Origin of the sequence: Methanothrix harundinacea 6Ac (genome assembly GCF_000235565.1) — an archaeon.
Lineage (GTDB): Archaea > Halobacteriota > Methanosarcinia > Methanotrichales > Methanotrichaceae > Methanocrinis > Methanocrinis harundinaceus.
On the sequence record NC_017527.1, the window covers coordinates 515,693 to 537,652 of the forward strand.

The following is a 21,960-nucleotide window of genomic DNA, read 5'->3' on the forward strand; positions in this document are numbered from 1 at the left end:
AGGGATCAAATCTCAGCCCCGTCCAGCGGAGGGCGCAAAGCCCCTTTTTTTCCGAGGGCTTCAAGATACTCCAGGACCGCCAGGATGAAGGCGGCGTGGGACCACATCAGGGGCAGCACCGACCTCGGGCTGCCGTCGTCGGCGACCTGCTCCGGCAACAGCCCCGTCGTCGGGTGGGCCCGATCCGCGCACCAGCCGATCAGCTCCAGGGCCCGATCGAGACTCCCCACCGCGGAGTGCCACTGGGCGAGCCATAAGGTGGAGATGATCCAGCTGTTCATCCTCCCGCCATACTCGTCCCCCTCGTACCGGGCCACGCCCCCCCCCGGCCTCAACAGCTCCCTCTCCACCGCCTCCATCGTCCTGGCCACCCTGGGGTCGTTGGGGGGTAGAACCCCAAACCACCATACCCCAAATAAGGAGGAGTCTACGGTCCCGTCCTCCCCAGACCGCCTGAACCTCCCGAGCCGATCGTCGTAAAGCCGGTCGACGATCGCCGCCCGGACCCTCTCAGCCCCCGCGGACCAGGCCTCGAAGAGCCGGTCGTTTCCTAGGGCGAGGGCCAGCTCCGCCGCCCCCCGGAGGCCGGCGTAGACGGTGGAAGCGCTGTAGGTGAATACTCCCTTCCTCTCCTCCCAGAGGTCGAAGCTCGCCCGCGGCAGGCCGGAGTCGTCCAGGCTCCGGAGGAGCCAGTGGGCCGCGGGAGCTGCGATGGAGCCGAAGTATCTGCCCGCGGTCCAGACGTTCCTCGCGACGAGCCAGTTGAAGTAGAGGGCGTATAGGGGCAATCCCGTCTCGTCGATCTGGATCATGGGGACGGGGTGCCAGGTGGACCCGAAGTCCCCGGCGGGGGTGTACTTGTGGAGGAAGTACCCCCGATCGGTGATCGTCTTCGCGAAGAAGCCGAAGACCTCGCAGCTGAGGTGGTGGTACCGCGCCCGGTCGAGGGCTATGGAGGCCCAGGCGGCGTCCCGGGGCCAGCAGTAGGAATAGACGTCGGCTCCGAACTGCCGGATATCGGAGTCGCAGGAGGCGATCGCCGAGCCGTTGATGTCCATATGGGCGACGGTGGCGATCAGGCTCCGGTAAAAGATCACGCGGACCCTCTCGGGGAGGCTATCCATCAGGGCGGCCTCGGGGAGGATGGAGGTCCTCTCGAGGAAGGAGTTCCAGAAGTTCAATGTAGTCCTGTAGAGGCTATCTCCCTCCCCTCGCCCGATCTGCCGGTGGAGGGAGATGACCTCCTGGTAGCTCTTCCCGAAGATGGTCCAGAGTTGGACCTGTCGAGATTCGCCGGAGAGGAGGCCGGATATCGTCCAGGCCAGGGTCGAGTCCACCGATCCGTGGGCTACGGGGTTTCCGCTGAGCCTCTCCCCCTCCAGGATCTCCTTCCAGGTCCCTTCGAGCCCCCTCCACTCCGCGGTACCGGTGGCGAACTGGTCGAAGTTCGGGCGGCTTCCGTGGAGGATGTACCGATCGCGCTTGTAGTGGATCAGGACGTCCCGGTCCACCACCGCCGTCTCGCCGATCTTGTTCTCCAGGATCCTGTAGTTCTGGTTGGAGAAGAGCCTCAGGTTCCTCTCCTCCCCGGAGACGTTCTTCACCTCGAAGATCCTGGAGAAGGCGTTGAGGGAGGGGTGGACTGCGTCCAGGACGGCCACCTCCATACCTCCCCGGGGATCTCTGAAGATCGTCTCTCCGATGCTCGAGACGATGTCGTGGACGAAGCCCTCCCCATCGGGCCTCCTCCCCTTCCCCGGGATGGGAGATCCCCTCAAGAGGTCGGCCCGGAAGCTCGACTGGTACCTCTGGACCGGGCTCCAGCCTTCAAACCAGCTCGATCGGCGTGGTGGGTCCAGGTCGCAGATCCCGGCCCTGACGGAGTGGCCGTGGTTCTCAAGGCCGACGTGGGGGAAGTAGACGTCGCGGACCGTCCCCCTCTCGTCCTCGCAGATGAGAATTCTGCCGTTTCCCAGGATCAGAGGTCGAGTCATCCCTATCCCTCCGGGTGCGGGATGGTATTTCGGCGACCGACGTATTTTAACCTGCTCTCCTCCGCCGTCTTCTCGGATCCCGAGGCCGGGATGATTTTAAGATCAGGCCTGGCCAGCTTAACAGGTACTTGAAAATAAATGTTTTATATCAGTAAGTTGTAATGACTCCTTCAGGGAGATTGTTAGCATGAAGGCGATTAAACTATCGATGGCCGTCCTGATCATCGGCCTCTTCTTGGCCTCTCCGTCCCTCGGAGTGGCGTCGTCACCCTTCGGAGAGGGGTGGCCCCTCTGGAACGATGGGGTGGGGATCGGCGACTCGCAGGTCAAGGGGATCTCCAAGGCGGATGAGACCACTTATCAAGAGAACGCTTCGACAGCAGACGTTTTGAAGGATGCACCTCTGGCAGAGGAGGCCTCTGCCGATGCAGAGTCGTCGGAGGGATATGATGCCGTCGTCGACGACTGGATCATCGACGAGAGCTTCTACAGCGACAGCTCCGGATATGAGGGGGAAGAGTTCGGATGGGGGGACACCATCGACCATCCTGGGATGCCGGGGCCCGATGAGAACGCCCTCTGGATAGTATTTCCCTACAGCACCAACGTCCGGACCACCAAGCTCGTCATCCAGAGGGGGAGGTTCGCGAAGGAGCTGATAATTCCAGGGATGGACGGGAAGCTGACGATCCATGAGGTGAGGCCCGACGGCACCGAGGATACTTACGTCCCCGACTGGCAGGTGAAGGCGAGAAGGGCCTATCGGGTCTGGTTCACCGCCGACTCCGTCGGCGACTACACCGTCTGGTACGAGGTCCAGAACCCGAAGACGATGGTCACCACCAAGAGCAACGAGATCAAGTACCGGGTCTTCGAGAACCTGGCCATCGTCGTCCCCAACGAGGTCAAATGTGAGGGGGAGACCGCCACCCTGAGGGCCCTGGTCTCGGGATGCTACGACCCGATATACCAGTGGTTCAAGGGGATCACCTCCGAGGATGGGACCTCGATCCCCGGGGCGACGGGGAGCGTTTACATCATAAGGAACGTCTCTCCTGAGGACGAGGGCTACTACACCTGCAAGGTCACCTGCAACGGAAACTCCGACGAGGATGCGGGATATCTCCGGGTCTGCACCAGGGATGAAGAAGGGAACAAATGCAAAGGCCGATGATCCGGCGGCCGACCCGTTTAAATGGGCGCGGGCCATGACCTGAATCAGGTCATGGCAACCTCTTTTTCTTAACCCATCTAAGCCCGACCTCAGCCGAACTGGAGCTTGCAATCCACGGATGCCTCCACCATGTACGCCTCTCCCGGGATCAAAGGCTCGCTCCGATCGAGGTGGACCCACCGGCCGTCCCTGTAGCTCCAGAGGAAGGCGGATACGATCCCCTCCTGGACCGCCTGGGGGTAGTCGTATCGCTTGTGGTTCGCCCTGACGGTGACGTTCGCCAGAGAGACCGTCTCGTTCGTGGGGACCCCCACCAGGTTCCACCCCTTCCTCAGATCGACCATGCAGGGGAGGTCCACAGGCTTTCCGGCTATCTCCAGGGTGAAGCTCTCGCGTCCGTCGATGACGTAACCCCTTCCCGGCTCCAGGTCTGTGATGTTGGCGGCGTGGTCCTCCTGGATGGTGTAGTTCCAGCCGTCCCCGGCGAGGGTGAATATTCCCCGGTAGCTCTTCCTATTCAGGAGCTTGGAGATGGAGGGGTCCTTCGGTTTCAGGTGGAGGGAGAAGGGGGTCCACCCCACCGAGACGTTGACGACCTGGACCATTCCCGGGACGATCCGGTACTCGACGGTGAAGGTCCTCTTCTCCCCCAGGGCGGGGCTCAGAACCGGCCAGACCACCCGCTTCTCCGAGCCTACCAGCTCCTCGCCGTGCCATACCGCCCTCCCCCTCTCCTTCACCACAATCTCCTCGGCGTCCCTGTTGAGGAACACCTCGCCGATGAGGGCGGGGGGAGCGTTCAGGCTGAGGTAGCCGTCGGAGGAGTCCTCCATAATCCAGTAGATCCAGTCTCCGGACCACTCCGAAGTCGGCGTGATCGATACCGTGACGTCATTCGATTCGTTCGATTCGGTGACGTTCGAAGTCTCGACCTCGTAGGGGAGGTCCGGGGTCTTCGGGATCGTCGGCCGGAAGGCGGGATCTCCGAAGAGGGTGAAGATGCTCGCCGTCTGGTTGAGCATCTCTTCGATGGAGAGGTACCAGGGCTGGTATTCGTCTATCTTTTCGAGGTCGATCCCCTCGGTGGCCTGGATCTTCGATGCGTAAAGGTTGTTTGCCGCCATCATCGCCTCGCCGATGGTGGCGTTCTCAAAGACCAGGGCCTGATGCATCCTCCCCACATAGTCGTCGGATACGAAGATCCAGGAGTTAGCGCTCGGTCCCGCGTAGTTCACAGCCCCCGCCTTCAGGAAGGCCAGGGCCATGGAGTCCTCGAGCCTCGTCGGTATGTATACGTCGATCCCATCCCTGTAGGGGAAGGTCTGGCCCTTGAGCTTGGTGGTGAGACATGCGGAGGTGGTGGTGGTCTGAGGGGCGAGGGTCAACTGCTTGACCTGCTCCTCGTCCATGAGCTGGTCCATCAAAGCCCAGATCGAGAGCTGCCATCCCCAGTCGACGCCGTGATAGTCGAAGTATACCAGGCTCTGGCCGCTGTTCATCTTCGATGAGACCCTCTGGTAGGTCGCCTCCTCCCAGCGGAGGTTCTCGGCGTTCAGCCCCGCAGCCCTCAGGTACTCTCCGATCCGGAGGGGTATCGGCGACTGAGGCCACGTCGAGGGGTAATCGGCGGGAGAGGATATCACCAGGGCGGAGCCTCGCCATTCGCCGCCGATATCATCGTAGGCGAAGGTTCTGGCTACCATCTGGGAGGCGTCGTAGACGCTGAGGCCTATGATCCTGCCCGTCGCCACGTCCTGATAGCCGTCATCGTCGAGCTCGATCCCGTACTCACGGCATACATCGTACTCGAAGACCCCCGCCGCCTGTTTCATCCCCGTTGATATGAAGGGGAGGGACCCGGGGCCCCCCACCACCATCAGGTACCTCGGCGATATCTCCAGGTCTTCCACCAGGGTCTGGAGGTCCCGCTCCAGGACCGAAGGATCGATGCTCTGGGGGTCGGTCGCCGCATCGAAGACGATCCCCCTCCTGGCCCCGGCCATCTGGGCCGATAGGAGAGATAGCTTCGGGATCTTGGTGTGGCTGAAGGCGGTGACGTTTATGGGGCTCGCAGATGTGGCGACGGTGACGGTGAAGTTCTCGGTCCTGTGATCCACCGTCTCAGAGGCGGTCCAGGCCTCGAGGTTGAAGGTCCAGGTACCGGGCCTCCCCAGGAGGAGGGTGGCGTTCGAGACCTTCCCGGGGCGAGAGTCGGTGAAGACCTGGCTCGACTTCTCGCCCTCGGGGTTGTAGTAGTTGAGGACGACCCGGGCCGGCTGCCTCGTCACCTCCCAGGAGATCGTGGTCCATCCCGGCGAGGCTCTAGAGGGACGGGTTATGTTGATGAAGGGACCGTCGTCGATTCTCGCCCTCTCCCTTCCGTCTCGGCCTTCCTCTTCCTTTCCGGTATAATTGACGGAGATACCGCCATCCAAAGCCTGGGTCCATCCGGCGTCGAGGGCGTGGAGGATCAGCACCTCCAGGTTGAGGGTGGCGAACTCCCGGGGACCCAGCCGATCGATCGTCCAGCTCAGGTTCGTGCCGCTGAAGAAGGCGCTGTCGGGGGTGGGGGAGAGCCCCGTCGAGGGGTCGGTGAGGACGACCTTCCCGGAGGCGGAGCTCCACCAGGCGACCATCCGAGCGGGGAGGATCAGGTCGGTCAGAGCCAAATCCTTCAGCTCATCTTTTCCGCTGTTCTTCAGGGTTATCTTGAGGCGGACGATCTCTCCCTCGCGGTCAGAGGGTATCTCGGTGGGGTTCACCTCCACCTCCAGGACCAGATCTTCGCCGATCTTCGTCCTCATGAGGTCCGACCTGGGCTTCGGGGAGAGGAGGGATATGTCTCGAGAGTTGGTGAGGACCACCGACTCCACCTCGTCGCCCCGGGCCCTCATCTCCCGGATCAGAAGCTCGTTATCCCCATCGATGACCGTCAGGTTCATCTCGGCGAGGCGGGACCTGACGCCTTCGGATATGGGGCCCGCTGATACGACCGTCGTCGATCCGAGCCGGGCCAAGTCGTCTTCGGTGGAGTTCGAGAGGGAGTCCCCGACGAAGAGGACGGGCCAGTTGAGGTAGGATGCGATGGCGGCTGCGGTGAGGCCTGCGCTGTAGTTGTCGCCGATCAGGACCGCTCCCGGCGACTCATCCCACTTCGCTGCGACCTTCGAGGCCATCTCGATGCTGTCGTTGTACTCGATGACGCCGTCGGGGTCCCAGAAGACGTCCCCAATCCCCAGGGTCCGACCCTGGAGCCGGTCCATCAGCCACTGGACCGAGGCGGAGGGGGGCTGGAGCTCCGACCAGAGGGGGGTGTAGACGACGTCGTACTCGAAGACCATCCCGGCAGCCCCCTCCTTCGCCAGATCTTCGATCCGGCGGACGGTCCCTTCCACGTTCTGGGTGGATATGGTGTACTCGATGTAGTCGTCGCTGAGCCTGACGAAGACGGGAGCCGCCGCCATCGACGATGCCACCTTCATATCCGCCGGCTCGACGGGGCTCACCACCACGAAGTCGGCCCGGTCCGATATCTCCGCCAGGTTGTACCCCTCGCTCCGGTCAAAGGGGTCGCCGATGGCCACCCCCAGCTTCGCGGGGCCGAGCTCCCCGGCCATCCGTCTAACCTCGTCGACGACCTCCAGGACCTGCTCCTCCTTCCACCGGCTCCATAGCTGGCGGTTGTAGCTGCTGGACCCTACCCTGGAGAGGTCGACGCCGGTATCGTTGTAGAACTCCTCTTTGCATACGTCGCAGAAACAATGGTTCTCGTCCAGGAACCCGAAGTTGTAGAGGACGACTCCGTCGGCGGCGTAATCATCGATCACCTCCTCGACCCGGTCGTAGAGGTGATCTCTCGCATCGGGATCTATGGGACAGAGCCTATCGGCGACGACGACCCCCTGGGATAGGATGGCGATCTGGGCCGAGTCGGGGTAAAGGTCTCTGTACTGCGGAGGGATCGGGCCGGATAAGCCAGCTCCCTTCGTCTCCTGGTCCCCCAGAAGCATCTTCCCCAGGAGGCTGAGGGCCGCCCCTCTCTCCTGCGCCGCCAGGACCTCCTCCTCGGAGATGCCCGCCTTGGCCTCCTCAGGGACCTCCAGGGTGGCGGTGACGTAGGCCTCGATCCCCTCCTTCTGGGCTGCCTTCACCAGGCTCTTGGCGAGCTCCCCCTCGGCGTCGATCACCAGGGCCGAGATGTTCGCCGCCGCCATGGCATGGAGGGCGGAGGTCGGACCGTACCTATCGAGGTCAGCCCTGTCGATCCATCCGATCCTATCCTTAGCCTGGATCTCCCGCGGCATGACGAGGAGGGGCCTCGTCACGACGTCGCCCTCCTCCGACCATACTGCCAGGGGCGTCGCGGCGACGGCGGCGCGCCAGTCGTCAGCCCCCACCAGGATGATCTCCTCCAGGGAATCCGATTTCGTCCCCCTCTCCATCTGGCCGTCGGCGGCGATCGCCAGGATCGCAAACAACGTCATGACCGTCAAAAAGCCTCTCATTCATCCCACCTCCTCGATGGTCAGCCCCGCTCCCCTCAGCGCCTCGATGGTGGCGGTATCAGCCCCCGTCCCCCAGATGAGGGCCCTGGCGAGGCCCGAACTCACCATCTCTTCCAGGGCCGCGGCGCTCGCCTCGGTCAGGGGAGTGCCGCAGATTATCAGGGGCGCCCCGATCCTCTTCGCCTCCTCGTACGCGGCGAAGGCCTCCATCTCGTCGGCTCCGGCGATCACCACCGCCTCCGTCCCCGCCGGCGAGAAGGCCGAGGCGAAGAGCCACGACGTCTCGCAGATCTCGTCGCCAGCGATCCTCTCCGTCGGCATCATCCCCGATATGGTCCTCTCCACCTCGGAGGAGACGACGGACTCGTTGCCCAGGATCACCACCTTCGCGAGGGGCAGCTCCTCCAGCAGCTGGAGGTCGTCCTCCGATAGATCGCCACCCCGGAGGGTTATGACGGGGACCGTATCGTTTGCCAGCCCCTCGGCGTAGGCAAGCGCGATGGCCCGGTATAGGAGGCCTTCCCCGGTGACGATGGCGAACCTGGCGGATTCCACCGCCAGAAACTCCGCCCTCTCCGTCGGCAGGGGTATGTTGTAGGAGTCGTGGAGGAGGAACTCTATCCTGTACCGTCCGGGCTTGGTGGCCAGAAGAGTGAACTCGCCTATCCCGGACTTCTCCTCTCCGACGGATATCACCTGGCTTTTTGGCATCACCAGGACCTCGGGAGGCGCCACCACCTGGATCGATATCCTCTCGTCGACGTTCAGCTTGATTCCGATCGATCCGATGTGGGTCCTGTTGGTCACCACCACCGCTGGGAGGTCGACGATCGCCTCATATTGCCGGACCTCCTGGTTCAGCTCGATCATCGCCGTCACCGTGGCGTTCTTCAGGGGGTCGCCGAGGGAGGTCGCCTGGATCCCGATCGTCCGGGTATCTCCAGGCCTCTCGCCCACGATCTCCAGGCCGAGGACCCGGCTCACCCCCGATGAGAGGGTGAGGTTGTAGGGCATCTCCACCGTCTCGGTCCCGTCGAAGAGGGTCGCCGTCCATCGGGGTGGCAGGTGGGGGACGTCCAAGGATATCACGTCCTTGAAGCGGCCAGCGTTCCTGACGAAGATCTCAAACTCAGCGGGCTCATCCGGGTCTGCGGTCGCGGAGGATGATCTGGCATCGTCTATGCTGAGGCTCACCCCATAGCTCTCCTCCTCGATCACCGCCACCTCGAACTCCACCAGAAGAGGCAGGGAAGATGCATCGTCGAAGAAGTAGGCGAAACCAGGATACGTTCCAGGGCTGATCTCCGGCGGCGTCGAGAACTTTATCTTTACCTTGACCTCCTCCCCCGGGGCGAGGATCTCGAACTTCGAGATCTCCATCAACACCAGCTCTTTCGCCTTGCCGGCCACGGGCATCGTGGTGATCCCGAAGATGGGCTGGTTTCCGGAGTTCTTGAGGATCAGGGTCCTTTCCGTAATCTCACCGGGATGGAGTTCAACTTCGAACCGGTCTATCTCTGCTGCCAGCTCGGCCGCAGAAACGGCGACCAGCAGCAACGGGATGGCGAGCAGGCTTATAAGCTTCATCTGGGCACCTCACTCGGGTCATCGCGGATCGGTGGGATCTCTCACGATACCGCCTTCGTCCCATCGGCCTGGGGTGGGGCTGAAAAACCCCCTCTCCAGAGTGAGACTGGATTGTGGTCCTGATCGGCGCCATCTGCGGATAGGGTCCGGCGGGTGCCGGGCCGGGAACGCCGGTGAGAGCTCACTGGTCTTACGCCTCTTAGGTTGGACGACCTCGACGATTCCGATTTCAGATACAAATCAATTATATGCGCAGGTTATTTAGACGAACTATGGATGAATAAGCTTTGCGGCCAACTTCCTGCCCTGGGTTCGGCCTTTTCGCCGCCGCCTTAGGGACTCCAGTCGGGGGCGAGGGTCGCGAAATTCTGATTCCAAAGCCGTCCCAACTCCGGGACGGCCATGACAAGTTATAAATGGACGGCGCATAATACTAATATTGTCAACCAAAAATGGGCTATGGGCGCTTATGAAGAGGGGTTTCACCTTCTAGGGAGATGGGCAGTCCCCAGAGCCCATGGGCAGATCGTGAGGTGGAACGATTGGATAAATTTACAGCAGCTGGATTCGTCTTCGCCTTTGCTGTCATCATCTCGATGGCACCGACATCGGCGGCACAGCCGATATTCTCAGAGCCCTATCAGTATCCGGGATACGATCCCTGGTCGTCGATGGACCCCTGGCCTGGCTCTTGGGACGGTAGCTGGTCGCCCATGACGGGGTACGGCTGGCCATACCAGTCGGAGGATCCCTTCTGGACGGCGGAGGAGAACCCGTGGACCTGGGGGTCGTCGGGGGTCTCCTCGGATGGAGCGCCCACTGCTACCAGGCCCAGCGGCTATCAGCCTTCTAGTGCGCCGTCCGCCTCGACGGGGTCGCCGATATCCCACCTAGCCGATGGCATCTCCCTATCAGAGCAGGAGGTGAGCAGCCTTCCCGGTGGTTGGAGCCTCCTCGCCCCTGGGGGCTCAGGCTCGCCGGTGGCTTCGGGGAGGCCGGAGGTCTTCCAGGGCTATTACGGAGGAACCCAGGCTTTCCGGAGATACAGCGGCGGCCTGCAGCATTGGATCTACTACTGCGGGAGGTGGACCTACGGCCCCGCAGCCCTATGGTATGGCCAGCAGACTAACACCGTCATAAGAAATGATCAGTATCAGATGATCTGGTCTTTCGAGAGATACCCGAGCGGTTATGAGGCGTGGCAGTACTGGGGATACTGGTATCCGGGCTACCGTCACGCCTGGTTCGGGGCTGATGCCAAAGGCTGGCACCAGATCGCTGTATGGGGAAGCCGCTCAGGATGGAGCAACCCGATCTGGGTCTACGTCTGGTGATGGGGGGGCGGTGGGGGGAGGGGCCGATGACCCGGGAGGCGGATCTCGATCTATCCTCCGCCCCCATCTTTCGCCTCAGACCACCCGGACCCATGGATGATCGACATCTATTTCTGGAGCGGATGAGAGGGACTCCCATGGCGAAAGCGGCCTGGGGTTGCGGTGAGGCCTTTGGATAAGGAAAGGGCGTATCTGGTGGCCACCCCCTTCAAGAAGAGGGACAAGAGGAGCCTGAAGATCAGCGACTTCGTATTCGCCCTATCTCTGGACCTGAAATGGGGCCCCCCCGAGAAGGTGAGGGCCCTCCTCCAGGAGGCGGCGGATGAAGGGCTCGTCCGGATCGAGGGGGATTACGTCCACGCCGCCTTCGACGATAGCCAGGCCGAGGTCCCCGTCGGGTTCAAACCCCAGAAGGAGGAGGACCTCTTCGAGAAGGCCCTCCGGCTGGTCGTCTCCACCACAGGGATGGGGAGGAAGGAGGTGATATCCATGGTCAACGAGAGGCAGGATTCCCTGATGGGCCTCGTGAACCTGGACGCCGTCGCCCTCCTGGTGGCGAAGGAGGTGGGGGCGGAGGTGACGGACCTGGCCGGGGAGGCCTACCGCAACCTGATCGAAGAAGGGGCGCGGTAGGCCTTAGTGGCGTGGGAGATCATCAGCCCTCGCGTCTTCGGAAGGGCTTTATCCTCAGAGCGCCCCAGATCGCCGGGGAGATCTATCTTGATATCGATCTCGCTTTGGTCCCAGGGAGCCTTGTGCATCCTCCTTTCTGCCTTATTACCTGCGGGGGCGGCCACCGACGGAGGCGAGCCGTCGAGCGGGCTCTTCAGGATCGAGGACGGGGCTGTGGTCATAGACTGGTCCCCGGGGACGGGCTTTTCCCTCAACCCCCCAGGATCCTGGAGGAACCTGACCGATTCGGCGGGGGAAGAGGCCAGCAGCCACCTCCCAGGGGGTGGAGGCGGGGGATCGGATCTGAGGCGGTCCGCCCCAGCCTCCACGGAGGGGTGGGGGGTCTACGGCGGAGGCCTCGGCGGCGCCCATATCGGGTGGGCCTCACGCGGCCTCCGGGGCGGCGGCCATGGCCGCCCCGCCGAGTACGGCCGGAGGGCGACGGACCTGGTGGGGGTATTCTCCATCGATATGACGATAAAGCTCGGATCGAAGGGCCCCACCAACCTCTCGGAGGCGGAGTGGATCGGCTGCCCGTAGGGGTGGGGCCGATCCGTCCGGGGTCAAGGGGATTCGCTCTCGATCGAGGCCTCCTCAGAGCCGACCGTTCCCTTTATTATCTCATACGACGATGCGATCTGGGGGAATGCCATGAAGGCTTTGGCAATTTTATTGTCTCTATCCGCTATCACCCTTTTGGGGGCAGCCGGGGAGGCTCCGACGCTGACCGTCGTCGGTGAAGGGGTCGTTCTCGTGCCGGCCGACGTCGTCTACGTATCTATCACCGCGACGGTCCAGGATGAGAACCTCACCGTCGCCTCGTCGGAGAGTTCCGAGGCGCTGAACCGTACTATAGAGGCCCTCATAGAGGCTGGCGTCGATGAGGGGGCCTTCACCGCCGGCCGGGGCCGATCCGTCTCCACGATCCAGACTGCGAGCAGGGTGTGCAACAACTCGACCTGCGTCGTCGTCTCCGACGGGGCGGTGAACCTGGTCAGAGAGGAGGTGACGATCAGGTTCGATGCCCGTGAGGAGGCTCTCATCAACAGGAGCTTTGAGGTGGCCAGGTCCGAGGGCGCCGAGGCCGGCATCGCCGGTTACGCCCTGGTGGACAGAAGAGCCGCCATCGCCGAGGCTAGGGAGAAGGCGATCCAGAACGCCGAGGCGGAGGCCGGGGCTCTCGCCTCCGCCGCGGGGCTCAAACTCGGAGAGAGGCTAGAGATCTTCGAGAGGTCGAGCCCTCTGATCCGGGAGCCCTCTTACGCCTTCGACCCCCTGGGGATGAGGATGACGGACCTCTTCGACCTCTCGTGGCCCGTTGCTGTCGATCCCTTCGAGACGGCCTCTTCCGCAGAGCCGGGGATGATGGAGGTCATATCTCAGGTCTTCGTCACTTATCGGGTCTCTCCGTGATGGGGCGTCGCGGATCATCCCCATCCACCGCGGAGGCTTTCTATTATTTATTTTTATTAAATTCCGCAGGGCCGAATCTCTGCTGCTCAGGTACTTCTGAAACATAATTTACTTATTCTACAAAATCCATCAGGGAACTGTGATGAAATGAGATGGCTTACCATTATCCTCCTGGCGTCCATAGTCTCGTCGGCTCCGGCTCATGCTCTGGAGTTTTTTAGCGGCGACCCCGTAGTCATCGACTCCCCCGTGGCCGACGACATCTTCGCCGGCGCCAGCACCGTCAAAGTCCTGGCCCCCGTCGACAGCGCCGTCATCGTCGGAGGCGACGTCCTCATTGACGCCCCGATAAGAGGCGACCTCCTCGTCGCCGGGGGGACGGTCGATATAAACTCCGACGTGGGCGGAAAGATCCTGGCTGCAGGGGGGACCATAAACCTCCGGGGCGACGTCGAGAGGAACGTGGTTATGGCAGGCGGCACCGTCAAGGTCCTTCCCACCTCGAATATCGGGATGGACGCCGCCCTCACCGGGACCGAAGTCCAAAATGGCGGTAACGTGGCGGGGACCCTCTGGGTCAGCGCGGCGAACTTCGTCAACACCGGCGACGTTGGGGATCTGAAGTTCCGGATCGTCGAGGAGGAGGGGGCGGAGGGCCCCCGGACCCTCATCTCTACCTTCAGCCTCCTGATGATCCTCGGCTTTCTGATCGTCGGCCTCGTCTCCCTCCGGCTATTTCCGGGGGTGTTCTCCGCCGTCGATGGGGAGGTGAGGCGATCTCCGGCGGCCAGGGCCCTCCTCGGCCTCGGGCTGATGGTGGCGGCGACGATCCTCGTGATAGTCTCGGCCCTCTCCGTCGTGGGGATCCCCCTGGCCCTCCTCCTCCTGGCCCTCGCGGCGGCCGCCCTCCTCGCGGCCAACCTGTTCGTCTCCTTCAGCCTGGGGAGGTGGATCGTCTCGGCCCTGAACCGGGATCTCGCCGACCTTTCAGCCTTCGTCATCGGCTACCTGGTTCTGAGCCTCCTCTTCCTGATACCCTACGCTGGATCCTTGATGGAGCTGATCTCCATCGGCCTGGGGTTCGGAGCAGCGGCGACCGCCCTGAACGAAAGCCGGAGGAGGGGATGACCGCTCTTGATATTACCGTTGAAGGGCGGACCCGCCAGACGGGATGGCCGTGGAGCCCGTCGGACCCGGGGAGAGGATCTGCTCCCCGGGATCAGGTCGGAGGCTCTCGGAGATGCCGCCCTCCGCGGGAACTTTTGGTCTCTTTTGGGATCCCATCTTCGGGGATGGACGGATCGGGGAGGGGATCTGGGGCGAGAGAGAGCTATTTCGAGCTTACTATGAAAAAATCCATATACCAATACGCGTCTAAATCAAGGATGGAGAAGCCCAGGTGATGGACTTGAAGTCGATTATAGATGAGGCTCTTAACCGAGCTGAGCTCGAGGGCCGAACAGCTCCGCCGGGGGCCATGGAGAACGACGACGATCTCGAAGATCGGAGAGTTCGGACTAGGGCCAAGGAGAACGACGACGATCTGGCGGCGGTTCTGGAGCAGCTCACGACGGTCATTCGGGTAGTCGGCTGCGGCGGGGGCGGGTCCAACACCATCGAGCGGCTCGCCGAGACCGGGATCGAGGGGGCCGAGCTCTTCGCCATGAACACCGACGCCCAGCACCTTCTTCACATAAGCGCGGACCGGAGAGTCCTCATCGGCCGGAGGACTACCCGGGGGCTGGGGGCGGGGAGCCTCCCCTCCATCGGGGAGGAGGCGGCGAGGGAGAGCATCGACGAGATCAGGGCGGCGGTGGAGGGGGCGGATATGGTCTTCATCACCTGTGGCCTCGGCGGCGGGACCGGAACCGGAGCCGCTCCCGTGGTGGCGGAGGTGGCGAGGGAGATGGGAGCCCTCACCATATCGGTGGTGACCCTCCCCTTCGCCGCGGAGGGGGCGATAAGGATGGCCAATGCCGACGTGGGGCTGAAGCGGCTCCGCGATGTCTCAGACACCGTCATCGTCGTCCCCAACGACCGGCTCCTGGAGGTCGTCCCCGACCTACCCCTCCAGGCCGCCTTCAAGGTGGCAGACGAGGTATTGATGCGTTCGGTCAAGGGGATCACCGAGCTGATCACCAGGCCGGGGCTGATAAATCTGGACTTCGCCGACGTCAGGACGATCATGTCCAACGGTGGGGTGGCCATGATCGGCCTCGGAGAGGCCCAAGGGGAGATGAAGAGCAAGGACTCGGTGATAAAGGCCCTCAGAAGCCCCCTCCTGGACGTGGACATCTCGGGGGCGACGTCGGCCCTGGTCAACGTCGTCGGCGGCCCCAACATGACGATCTCCGACGCCGAGACGGTGGTGGAAGAGGTCTACGAGAGGATCAACCCGGAGGCGAGGATCATCTGGGGGGCTCAGATCGACCCGAACCTCGAAAACGGCATCAGGACGATGTTGGTGGTCACCGGTGTATCGTCTCCTCAGATCCTGGGAAGAGAGGACTCAAAGGAGGGGCGGATCGTCTCCAAGCACGGGATAGACTTCCTCCGGAGAAGGAGGGCCGATATCTGAGGCCAAATGCTCGGGCACCTCGACGAAAAGGATCCCAGGGCCAATGCCGTCGCCCGCAGAAGCGAACCGCCCGGGTCAGCGGCCCGCCATGACGGGGGCGAGAGGATGGGGTGGGGTTGCGTCCTGATTCTTGCTTGCCTCCCCTCCCCCGGCGGATAGGACCTTCGGGACGTCTCCGTCCACCACCAGCTCCACCTTCTGCATATAAAGGAGGGTCTGGCCGACACAGGGGAACTCTTTGAAGGTGTCAGGGTGAATGTAAACGGTCTTGAGCTTATGACAGGCCTGGAGCATTCTGTAGATTTCCCGGTTTGTGGGGACGAAGGCGATTGCCAGCTCCTCGTCGGAGGGTAAAAGCCGCGCCAGGTCGAACTCCGAGTTCAAGATCCGCATCATATTCAGATCACCGCGAAGATCTCCATCAGAAAGCCCAAGGGTGGAAGCTCCATACGCTGGCCAACTCTTTCTGATTTTACAATACTAGCAATGGTCCTATCGTATTTGAATCTGTTGATTAAAAATAACTGGGGATAGACCCCTCACTGAGCTGAAGGGCATGCTACAGCTTGGCATGATGGATCCCCCTTGGCGCAGGCTGGCTGCCCTCCATCTCGTAGACAAAAAAATAAGACGATATGAGGTCGGTACGGATCGCGACGCCCCGCGGGGCAGTCTTCGACAAAGATGACCCTCGGAGGCTTCTCGGATGGGTAGCCCCCTCCTCGGAGCGGAACCATCGGAGAGCTTCCGTCCTGGCCGCAAATGATAACATGCACCATGTCAATCGATGGGGTTATAAGGTATAGCGATTGCTTAATAAATATTGTTATGGTGGCTGACGCTGGATGTGAGAATATGGTGACTGATAAGGTGAAGCGAGAGCTTGAGATGCTAAAAAGGCACCTTATAATCCTGAAACACGTCATGGAGAATGAGCCGATCGGCATCCTCAAGCTGGCCGAAGAGACGGGGATCCCCAGCCACAAGGTCCGCTACTCCCTCCGGGTCTTGGAGCAGGAGGGGCTCATCGCCGCCTCCGCGCCAGGGGCCGTCACCACGGAGCGGACGGAGGCCTTCCTCCGAGATCTGGACATCGCCATCGACGGCCTGCAGGAGACGGTCCGGGGTCTCAAGGAGATAAAGCTCGAGCGGTAGCTTCCGATGCTCCCTTACCTAGAGATCGCAAGGGCTCTGGAGGCGGTCTCCAGAGAGGAACGGCGAGGGGCCAAGGCTGAAAGGTTGGCGGCTCTTATCAAGCCTCTCCCCGCCGAGATGCTCCGCCCCACCGTCAGGCTCATCTCGGGCCGGCCCTGGCCCCCCTGGGAGCCCCGGGAGCTTGGGATCGGCCCCGAGACCCTGGATGCGGTCCTCGAAGAGATCTCCGGCCGGGTCCCCTCCTCCGAGGAGAGGGCGGCTGACCCCGGGGATCGGGCGGAGAGGATGGTCCGAGGCCGGTCTCAGAGGACCCTCGCGCCGTCGACGATGGACTCTCTGCACGTCTATGAATCTCTCCGCCAGATCTCGGCCCAGAGGGGACCGGGCTCCTTATCCCGGAGAAGAGCCATCCTCAAGGGCCTCCTTCTAGCCGCATCCCCCCTGGAGGCGAAGTACCTGGCCAGGGCTGTCCTGGGGAGGACGACGGCGGGGCTGGGCCCCTCGCTGATCTCGGCTGCGATAGGGAAGGCCTTCGACGTCGATTATTCCCTGGTGAAGAGGGCGTACTCCTACCTTCCGGATCTCGGGATGGTGGCCCTCAACGCCCGCCAGGGGGACATATACGATATGAGGCTCGCACCTTCTAATCCCGCGAGGATGATGTCGTTCCGACGGGTGAAGGACCCCCGGGAGTTGATGGCGGGGGGAGGTCCGAGGGCCTACGTCGTCAGGTATGGGGGTCTGAGGGTCCAGGTCCACAAGTTCAACGACCGGGTGTACATCTATACCAGCCAGCTTCGAAATGTCACCCGGCCCCTTCGCGATCTGGCGGAGGAGGTGGCGATGGCCGGAGGAGAGTTCGTGATGGAGGGGGAGTTGATCCTGGTCCGAGGGGGAAGGATATCCCCGAGGTCGGAGACGGTGGGAAGGATCAACCTCCGGGGGAGGTCCCGGGGCGGGGCGATGCCGTCTCTCGCGGCGTCGGATCTTCTCTACCTGAACGGCGGGGATCTCCTCCAGAGAGGCTATGAGGAGAGGAGGGGTCTCCTGGCCAAGGCTCTAAAGGGGGTGGAAGGAAGGCCCTTATCGTCCAGGATATTCCTGGCGGAGGAGGAGGTGATTGGAGATGGCCAGAGGGCGGAGGAGTTCCTCCGACGGTCTCTGGATCGGGGGTTTGGTGGGGCATGGATCCGCGATCTTGACGGATTGTACATCCCCGGCGAGATGAGTTCCGGGGACGCGGAGGTATCTCGGTTCCCGGCGGAAGGAAACTCCTCCTCCCAGGATCAGGAGCCCCACCGTTAAATTGCGGCCCCTCGCCGGCGGAATGCGGGGTGCGGTCGTCGTCCTTCCGGGGCGGTCCCGACCCTCCTCGCCGAAGATCTCCCCAAGTTCAAAATAGAAGTCTGCGGAAGCGTTTTCTGACGTAATACGGCCACGAAAGTCTTTATATGTGAAGAATACTCAGTTCCTTGAGAGCCGGTCAGCAGGGCGGTTCTTGTCAGAGGGGAGAATATTTAAGCTCAGTATGTGAATAAGTTTAGAGAGGTATCGGAGGAAGGATTAGATGAATAGAGGATTCTTGGCGGTTTCGGCGGCGCTGCTGGTGGCCGCCATCACGTTATCGCCAGTGATGGCATATACCATCTGCAGCTCAGCAACTCCATCTTACACCATAGGATCGGGAACGCCCTACCAGTACTCGATAGGATCAAAGGGCCTCCAGGCCTACTCGATCGGTTCCGGGAGCCCGTATCAGTACACATCGGGGTCCAGCGGCCTCCAGGCCTACTCGATCGGTTCCGGGAGCCCGTATCAGTACACATCGGAGTCCAGCGGCCTCCAGGCCTACTCGATCGGTTCCGGGAGCCCGTATCAGTACACATCGGGGTCCAGCGGCCTCCAGGCCTACTCGATCAGTTCGGGGAGACCCTACCAGTACAGCGTAGCATCGGGAGCCCTCCAGGCCTACTCCATAGGGATGGGAGTTCCTGCGGCCAGTACCGGATCCTGTCCAATAGTGGCGCCGACCGTCGCGCCCAAAGTCGAGGTTCCGGTCGTCGCTGATACCGAGGCCGAGGATGTCGAGGTTCCGGTCGTCGCTGATACCGAGGCCGAGGATGTCGAGGTTCCGGTCGTCAATGATACCGAGGCCGAGGACGTCGAGGTTCCGGTCGTCAATGATACCGAGGCCGAGGATGTCGAGGTTCCGGTTGTCGCTGATACCGAGGCCGAGGATGTCGAGGTTCCGGTTGTCGCTGATACCGAGGCCGAGGATGTCGAGGTTCCGATCGTCGCTGATACCGAGGCCGAGGATGTCGAGGTTCCGGTCGTCGCTGATACCGAGGCTGAGGATGTCGAGGTTCCAGTTGTCAATGATACCGAGGCCGAGGATGTCGAGGTTCCGGTTGTCAATGATACTGAGGCCGAGGATGTCGAGGAGCCGGTCGTCGCTGAGACTGAGCCCGCCCTCCTGAACATCGTCGAGACGGCAGTCGGGGCTGGCAATCTGAACGACCTCGTCACCGCGGTGGAGGCGGCAGGTCTTGCAGACTTCCTTGCAGGCGAGGGGCCCTTCACGGTCTTCGCCCCCACGGATGAAGCCTTCGGACTGTTGGGTGAGATCGACCTCAACGACACCGATGCTCTGACCGAGATCCTCACCTACCACGTAGCTGATGGCGCTCTGATGGCCGCGGATGTCGTGAACATGACCTCCATTGAGACCCTCGAAGGCTCTAGCCTCACCATCGAGGTCACTGACGAGGGGGCCTTTGTCAATGGCGCCAGGATCGTCCAGACGGACGTGGTCTGCAGCAACGGAGTCGTCCACATAATAGACGCAGTCTTGATGCCACCCGCTGAGGCGGAGGTGCCTCCTGAGGAAGTTCCTCCCGTAGAAATGCCTCCGGCAGAGGTGGAGGAGCCTCCCGCGGAGGTCCCTCCCGTGGTAACTTGAGATAGCAGAAGTAGAGTGGCGGGGCAGGGCTGGGAGCGACCCGAATGTCTAGCTCCCGGCCCTCTCCCGAAATCCGTTTTTGATTTAATTTTCGTAGGACAATCCTATCCGACTCAGCCGGTCGAAGCCCGTGCCGGCGATGCCTCCCGCCCGGAGGGCCGGAGGGTAATGCCGCCTGAGGGAATGCGGCGGAGAAGGGACCGATACCGTGGATGACCGGGCGGCGAGAACCCGTAGGCCTGGCTCCCTCCAGTCGATCTCAGAGCGTCGGGATGTAGGTGGGTTCCGTCCAGAGAAGATGCCGAATTCAGAGCCGCCCGTACATCTTGTGCGCCTTCTCAATGGTGGTGATGGCAAGGATCGAAACGACCTTCTCGTCTTCATATATCCGATAGAAGACGGTATAGGACCTTCCCACATGGAGGCGATATAGCTTCTTATGGCCAGCGAGATGGAGCGCCTTCCGGTCGCCCCTTTCGCCTCCAGGGAAGGGATCGTCGGAGAGAGCCAGACACCGATCTGCTACAAGCCGCCTGCTCTTCTCAGGCAGCGATCGGAGGAACTCAAGGGCCTTCTCTTCGATCAGCAGCTGGTAGGTCAAAATCGAAGCTCCACGAAGTTCCCCTCCCTCTCGATCCTCTCCATATCCAGGAAGAGCCGCCGCTTCTTCTCGTGCTCGATCATCTCCGCCAGAAGGCCCGCGAAGGTCTCTCCCGGCCTCTTGAGGTCTGATAGATCCTCCCAGACCTCCCTGGTCACCGGTATCCTCTTATCGGCCGCTTCGCCCATGTAAATGCTGTAAGGGCTGTAAGGGCTTATAGGTTGTGGGTAGAGGGCGAGCGGCCGGGGCGGCGCGAAATTCCGGAGGCTAGCTCCATCCGGGCGATTTCAGAGCGCCACGAAGTAGGTGGATTCTAGAAAATGATGGGTCTTTAAGGAGTGGCGTTCTCCAGGTCTCGCAGCTCGGCTTCGAGGGGAAACGCCTTGTAGCGTTCGAGGGTCAGCAGAAACTCGAATCGCGGCATACCGGCAAGCTCCGCGGCTCGTCCTGAGGAGAGCCGACCTAGCTCATAGAGCTTGACTGAGGCCAAAATCCGCAGCTCGCGCCCGAAGGCCTTCTCGTCGGTCTTCTCGGATAAGAGCACCTTTTCGGGCACGTCGATCGTAATTCTTCGAGCGGCCATATTTCACCATAATACGATTATTTTCATGGCATAACTTATTTTTCATACGATGATTCTTATCGGATTTCAGCCGGGCGAGGCTCGTGGGGGCGGAGCCGTCCAGCCGGAGGGAGCGCAAGGTTCGCACCGCCTGGGCGAAGGCGGACGGCATCGAGCGGCTCGTGGTCGTGCAGGATGTATCTCACGTCTCCGGTTGCCTGCAGTCAAAGACGATGAAATGATAATGGATTACTTTGGCCCACTTTCTAGATATTTATATATTAAATATAGAATCGTCTGCCTTAGGCATCATTTTCGTCTTTTTAAATAACTCAATAGTGCTTCTTGCAAAAACTTCTCAGCTTCTCTTAGGGCGTCCCAATCATCTGAAAGTTGATGTACATTTTTTCCACGCAGTTTTGAAGCTTTACTCACCTTCGAGTATGCACTTTCTTCACTGATATTCATTATACGAGCCATATTTTCGGCCATGATCCTGTTCCGACCCTTAAGGAATACTCGACCTGGATCGGAAATCGCATTTTTGAGCTTATCTAGACGATCAGGATCATTTTTGAGACTTTCAACATTCTTAGCTGATTCGAGAATTTGATTAATCTCATCCTTTGTGAGAAGAGGCTCAGACTTACTGCGAAACACGTGTTCAGTAGCTGCCCAAAGCATCGAAAGTCGGCTTGGCATGCAGTTTTCTAGGTAAGATTGGTTTAGGCCTCGGGCGGCTAGCCTTTCTTTATCAAACGAAAGAATTGCCTCGATATTATTAATTTCTTCTGGCGTTACTGGACGAAGCATTTCTTCCCGCATTCCAGCAAAGCAATATAATCCAATTCGAGGTCTAAATGTGCAGCTAAATTGTTTAATATAAAAACCAACATTTTGTATTATTGCAAGGCAATCCAATAAAAGTAGTAACTTTTCTCGAACCAATTCCCCATATTCCCTATCAGTTTGGTCCAGCTTAATGAAAACGTTAAATGCTCCAACAGCGTCTCCCAACTTAAACTCCCAACCCCAAAGACCATCCAAGCTCTCAACTAAACGATCTAAGTGGGAAACCCCTCCATAAGTGGATCTACCACCTAGAGCGAGACATTGTGCACGAATAGCCATACCAATTGGCTCATTTTGATATTCGATCCGCTTGTTTATTCGATTGAGTATAGCCTGATCTGAAGTAAGTACTTCTACTTGGTGCCCTGTGGGTATATGGCTCAAGACTACTACGTTTTTATTTCTGTTTGATGGATGAAGTGCTTCTTGTAAAGATAGTTCAGTCTTAAAGAATGAAATGAATCCATGGATTTCCTGTGGGGTATGATTCAGTATAGGATAGGACGTCACAACCCGATAACCGTCCTCAAAAAGTTTCTCTAATTCTTCCAGGCTAACCAAGGTGCAACCCTCT

General features: G+C 60.8%; 18 protein-coding genes. 10 read left to right on the top strand and 8 right to left on the bottom strand.

The genetic code is table 11. From position 1 onward, the window contains the following. Positions 1-5: 5 nt before the first annotated feature. Positions 6-1,994: a glycoside hydrolase family 15 protein gene (locus tag MHAR_RS02635; protein WP_014586077.1), complete on the bottom strand. Its 1,989-nt coding sequence runs from the start codon at positions 1,992-1,994 to the stop codon at positions 6-8. Between the two features lie 187 nt (positions 1,995-2,181). On the opposite strand from MHAR_RS02635, the gene MHAR_RS02640 reads away from it, so the two are divergent. Next, positions 2,182-3,168, top strand: coding sequence for an immunoglobulin domain-containing protein (locus MHAR_RS02640; RefSeq protein ID WP_014586078.1), 987 nt, complete (start codon positions 2,182-2,184; stop codon positions 3,166-3,168). 89 nt (positions 3,169-3,257) lie between these two features. On the opposite strand, the gene MHAR_RS02645 is transcribed toward MHAR_RS02640, so the two are convergent. Further along, positions 3,258-7,673: a C25 family cysteine peptidase gene (locus MHAR_RS02645; protein WP_014586079.1), complete on the bottom strand. Its 4,416-nt coding sequence runs from the start codon at positions 7,671-7,673 to the stop codon at positions 3,258-3,260. After that, the gene (locus MHAR_RS02650) at positions 7,674-9,260 is read right to left on the bottom strand and encodes a hypothetical protein (protein ID WP_014586080.1); all 1,587 of its coding nucleotides are present in this window, start codon (positions 9,258-9,260) and stop codon (positions 7,674-7,676) included. It lies immediately after the preceding gene. Positions 9,261-9,802: 542 nt separating this feature from the next. On the opposite strand from MHAR_RS02650, the gene MHAR_RS02655 reads away from it, so the two are divergent. The 6 genes from MHAR_RS02655 to ftsZ all read left to right on the top strand — a co-directional run bounded on the left by MHAR_RS02655 (position 9,803) and on the right by ftsZ (position 15,257). After that, on the top strand, positions 9,803-10,594 hold the full coding sequence (locus MHAR_RS02655) for a hypothetical protein (RefSeq protein WP_014586081.1): 792 nt from the start codon (positions 9,803-9,805) through the stop codon (positions 10,592-10,594). A 162-nt stretch (positions 10,595-10,756) separates the two neighbouring features. After that, the gene (locus tag MHAR_RS02665; RefSeq protein WP_143763244.1) at positions 10,757-11,227 is read left to right on the top strand and encodes a DUF2240 family protein; all 471 of its coding nucleotides are present in this window, start codon (positions 10,757-10,759) and stop codon (positions 11,225-11,227) included. Positions 11,228-11,347: 120 nt separating this feature from the next. Continuing rightward, the gene (locus tag MHAR_RS02670; protein ID WP_143763245.1) at positions 11,348-11,806 is read left to right on the top strand and encodes a hypothetical protein; all 459 of its coding nucleotides are present in this window, start codon (positions 11,348-11,350) and stop codon (positions 11,804-11,806) included. A 111-nt stretch (positions 11,807-11,917) separates the two neighbouring features. Beyond that, positions 11,918-12,679 (top strand): SIMPL domain-containing protein, encoded by a 762-nt coding sequence (locus MHAR_RS02675; RefSeq protein ID WP_081472245.1) that lies wholly within the window; start codon positions 11,918-11,920, stop codon positions 12,677-12,679. A 147-nt stretch (positions 12,680-12,826) separates the two neighbouring features. Then, complete coding sequence (locus MHAR_RS02680; protein ID WP_014586085.1) at positions 12,827-13,807, top strand: hypothetical protein; 981 nt, start codon at positions 12,827-12,829, stop codon at positions 13,805-13,807. Between the two features lie 274 nt (positions 13,808-14,081). Then, positions 14,082-15,257, top strand: a complete 1,176-nt coding sequence (gene ftsZ, locus MHAR_RS02690) for a cell division protein FtsZ (protein ID WP_014586086.1) — start codon at positions 14,082-14,084, stop codon at positions 15,255-15,257. Between the two features lie 75 nt (positions 15,258-15,332). On the opposite strand, the gene MHAR_RS02695 is transcribed toward ftsZ, so the two are convergent. Beyond that, positions 15,333-15,653: a DUF1699 family protein gene (locus tag MHAR_RS02695; protein ID WP_014586087.1), complete on the bottom strand. Its 321-nt coding sequence runs from the start codon at positions 15,651-15,653 to the stop codon at positions 15,333-15,335. Between the two features lie 459 nt (positions 15,654-16,112). On the opposite strand from MHAR_RS02695, the gene MHAR_RS02700 reads away from it, so the two are divergent. The 3 genes from MHAR_RS02700 to MHAR_RS12790 all read left to right on the top strand — a co-directional run bounded on the left by MHAR_RS02700 (position 16,113) and on the right by MHAR_RS12790 (position 19,371). After that, complete coding sequence (locus MHAR_RS02700) at positions 16,113-16,412, top strand: winged helix-turn-helix transcriptional regulator (RefSeq protein ID WP_187287842.1); 300 nt, start codon at positions 16,113-16,115, stop codon at positions 16,410-16,412. A 6-nt stretch (positions 16,413-16,418) separates the two neighbouring features. Next, complete coding sequence (locus MHAR_RS02705) at positions 16,419-17,717, top strand: ATP-dependent DNA ligase (protein ID WP_014586089.1); 1,299 nt, start codon at positions 16,419-16,421, stop codon at positions 17,715-17,717. A gap of 262 nt (positions 17,718-17,979) precedes the next feature. After that, positions 17,980-19,371: a fasciclin domain-containing protein gene (locus MHAR_RS12790; RefSeq protein WP_014586090.1), complete on the top strand. Its 1,392-nt coding sequence runs from the start codon at positions 17,980-17,982 to the stop codon at positions 19,369-19,371. Positions 19,372-19,678: 307 nt separating this feature from the next. Here MHAR_RS12790 and MHAR_RS02715 read toward each other — a convergent pair whose 3' ends face one another. The 4 genes from MHAR_RS02715 to MHAR_RS13190 all read right to left on the bottom strand — a co-directional run bounded on the left by MHAR_RS02715 (position 19,679) and on the right by MHAR_RS13190 (position 21,947). Beyond that, complete coding sequence (locus MHAR_RS02715; RefSeq protein WP_014586091.1) at positions 19,679-19,972, bottom strand: type II toxin-antitoxin system RelE family toxin; 294 nt, start codon at positions 19,970-19,972, stop codon at positions 19,679-19,681. Next, positions 19,969-20,160, bottom strand: a complete 192-nt coding sequence (locus MHAR_RS02720; RefSeq protein ID WP_014586092.1) for a hypothetical protein — start codon at positions 20,158-20,160, stop codon at positions 19,969-19,971. Before MHAR_RS02720 ends, MHAR_RS02715 begins: the two co-directional genes overlap by 4 nt. 143 nt (positions 20,161-20,303) lie before the next feature. Further along, on the bottom strand, positions 20,304-20,555 hold the full coding sequence (locus MHAR_RS02725; RefSeq protein WP_048144288.1) for a UPF0175 family protein: 252 nt from the start codon (positions 20,553-20,555) through the stop codon (positions 20,304-20,306). 288 nt (positions 20,556-20,843) lie between these two features. Next, complete coding sequence (locus tag MHAR_RS13190; protein ID WP_014586094.1) at positions 20,844-21,947, bottom strand: hypothetical protein; 1,104 nt, start codon at positions 21,945-21,947, stop codon at positions 20,844-20,846. Positions 21,948-21,960 lie beyond the last annotated feature (13 nt).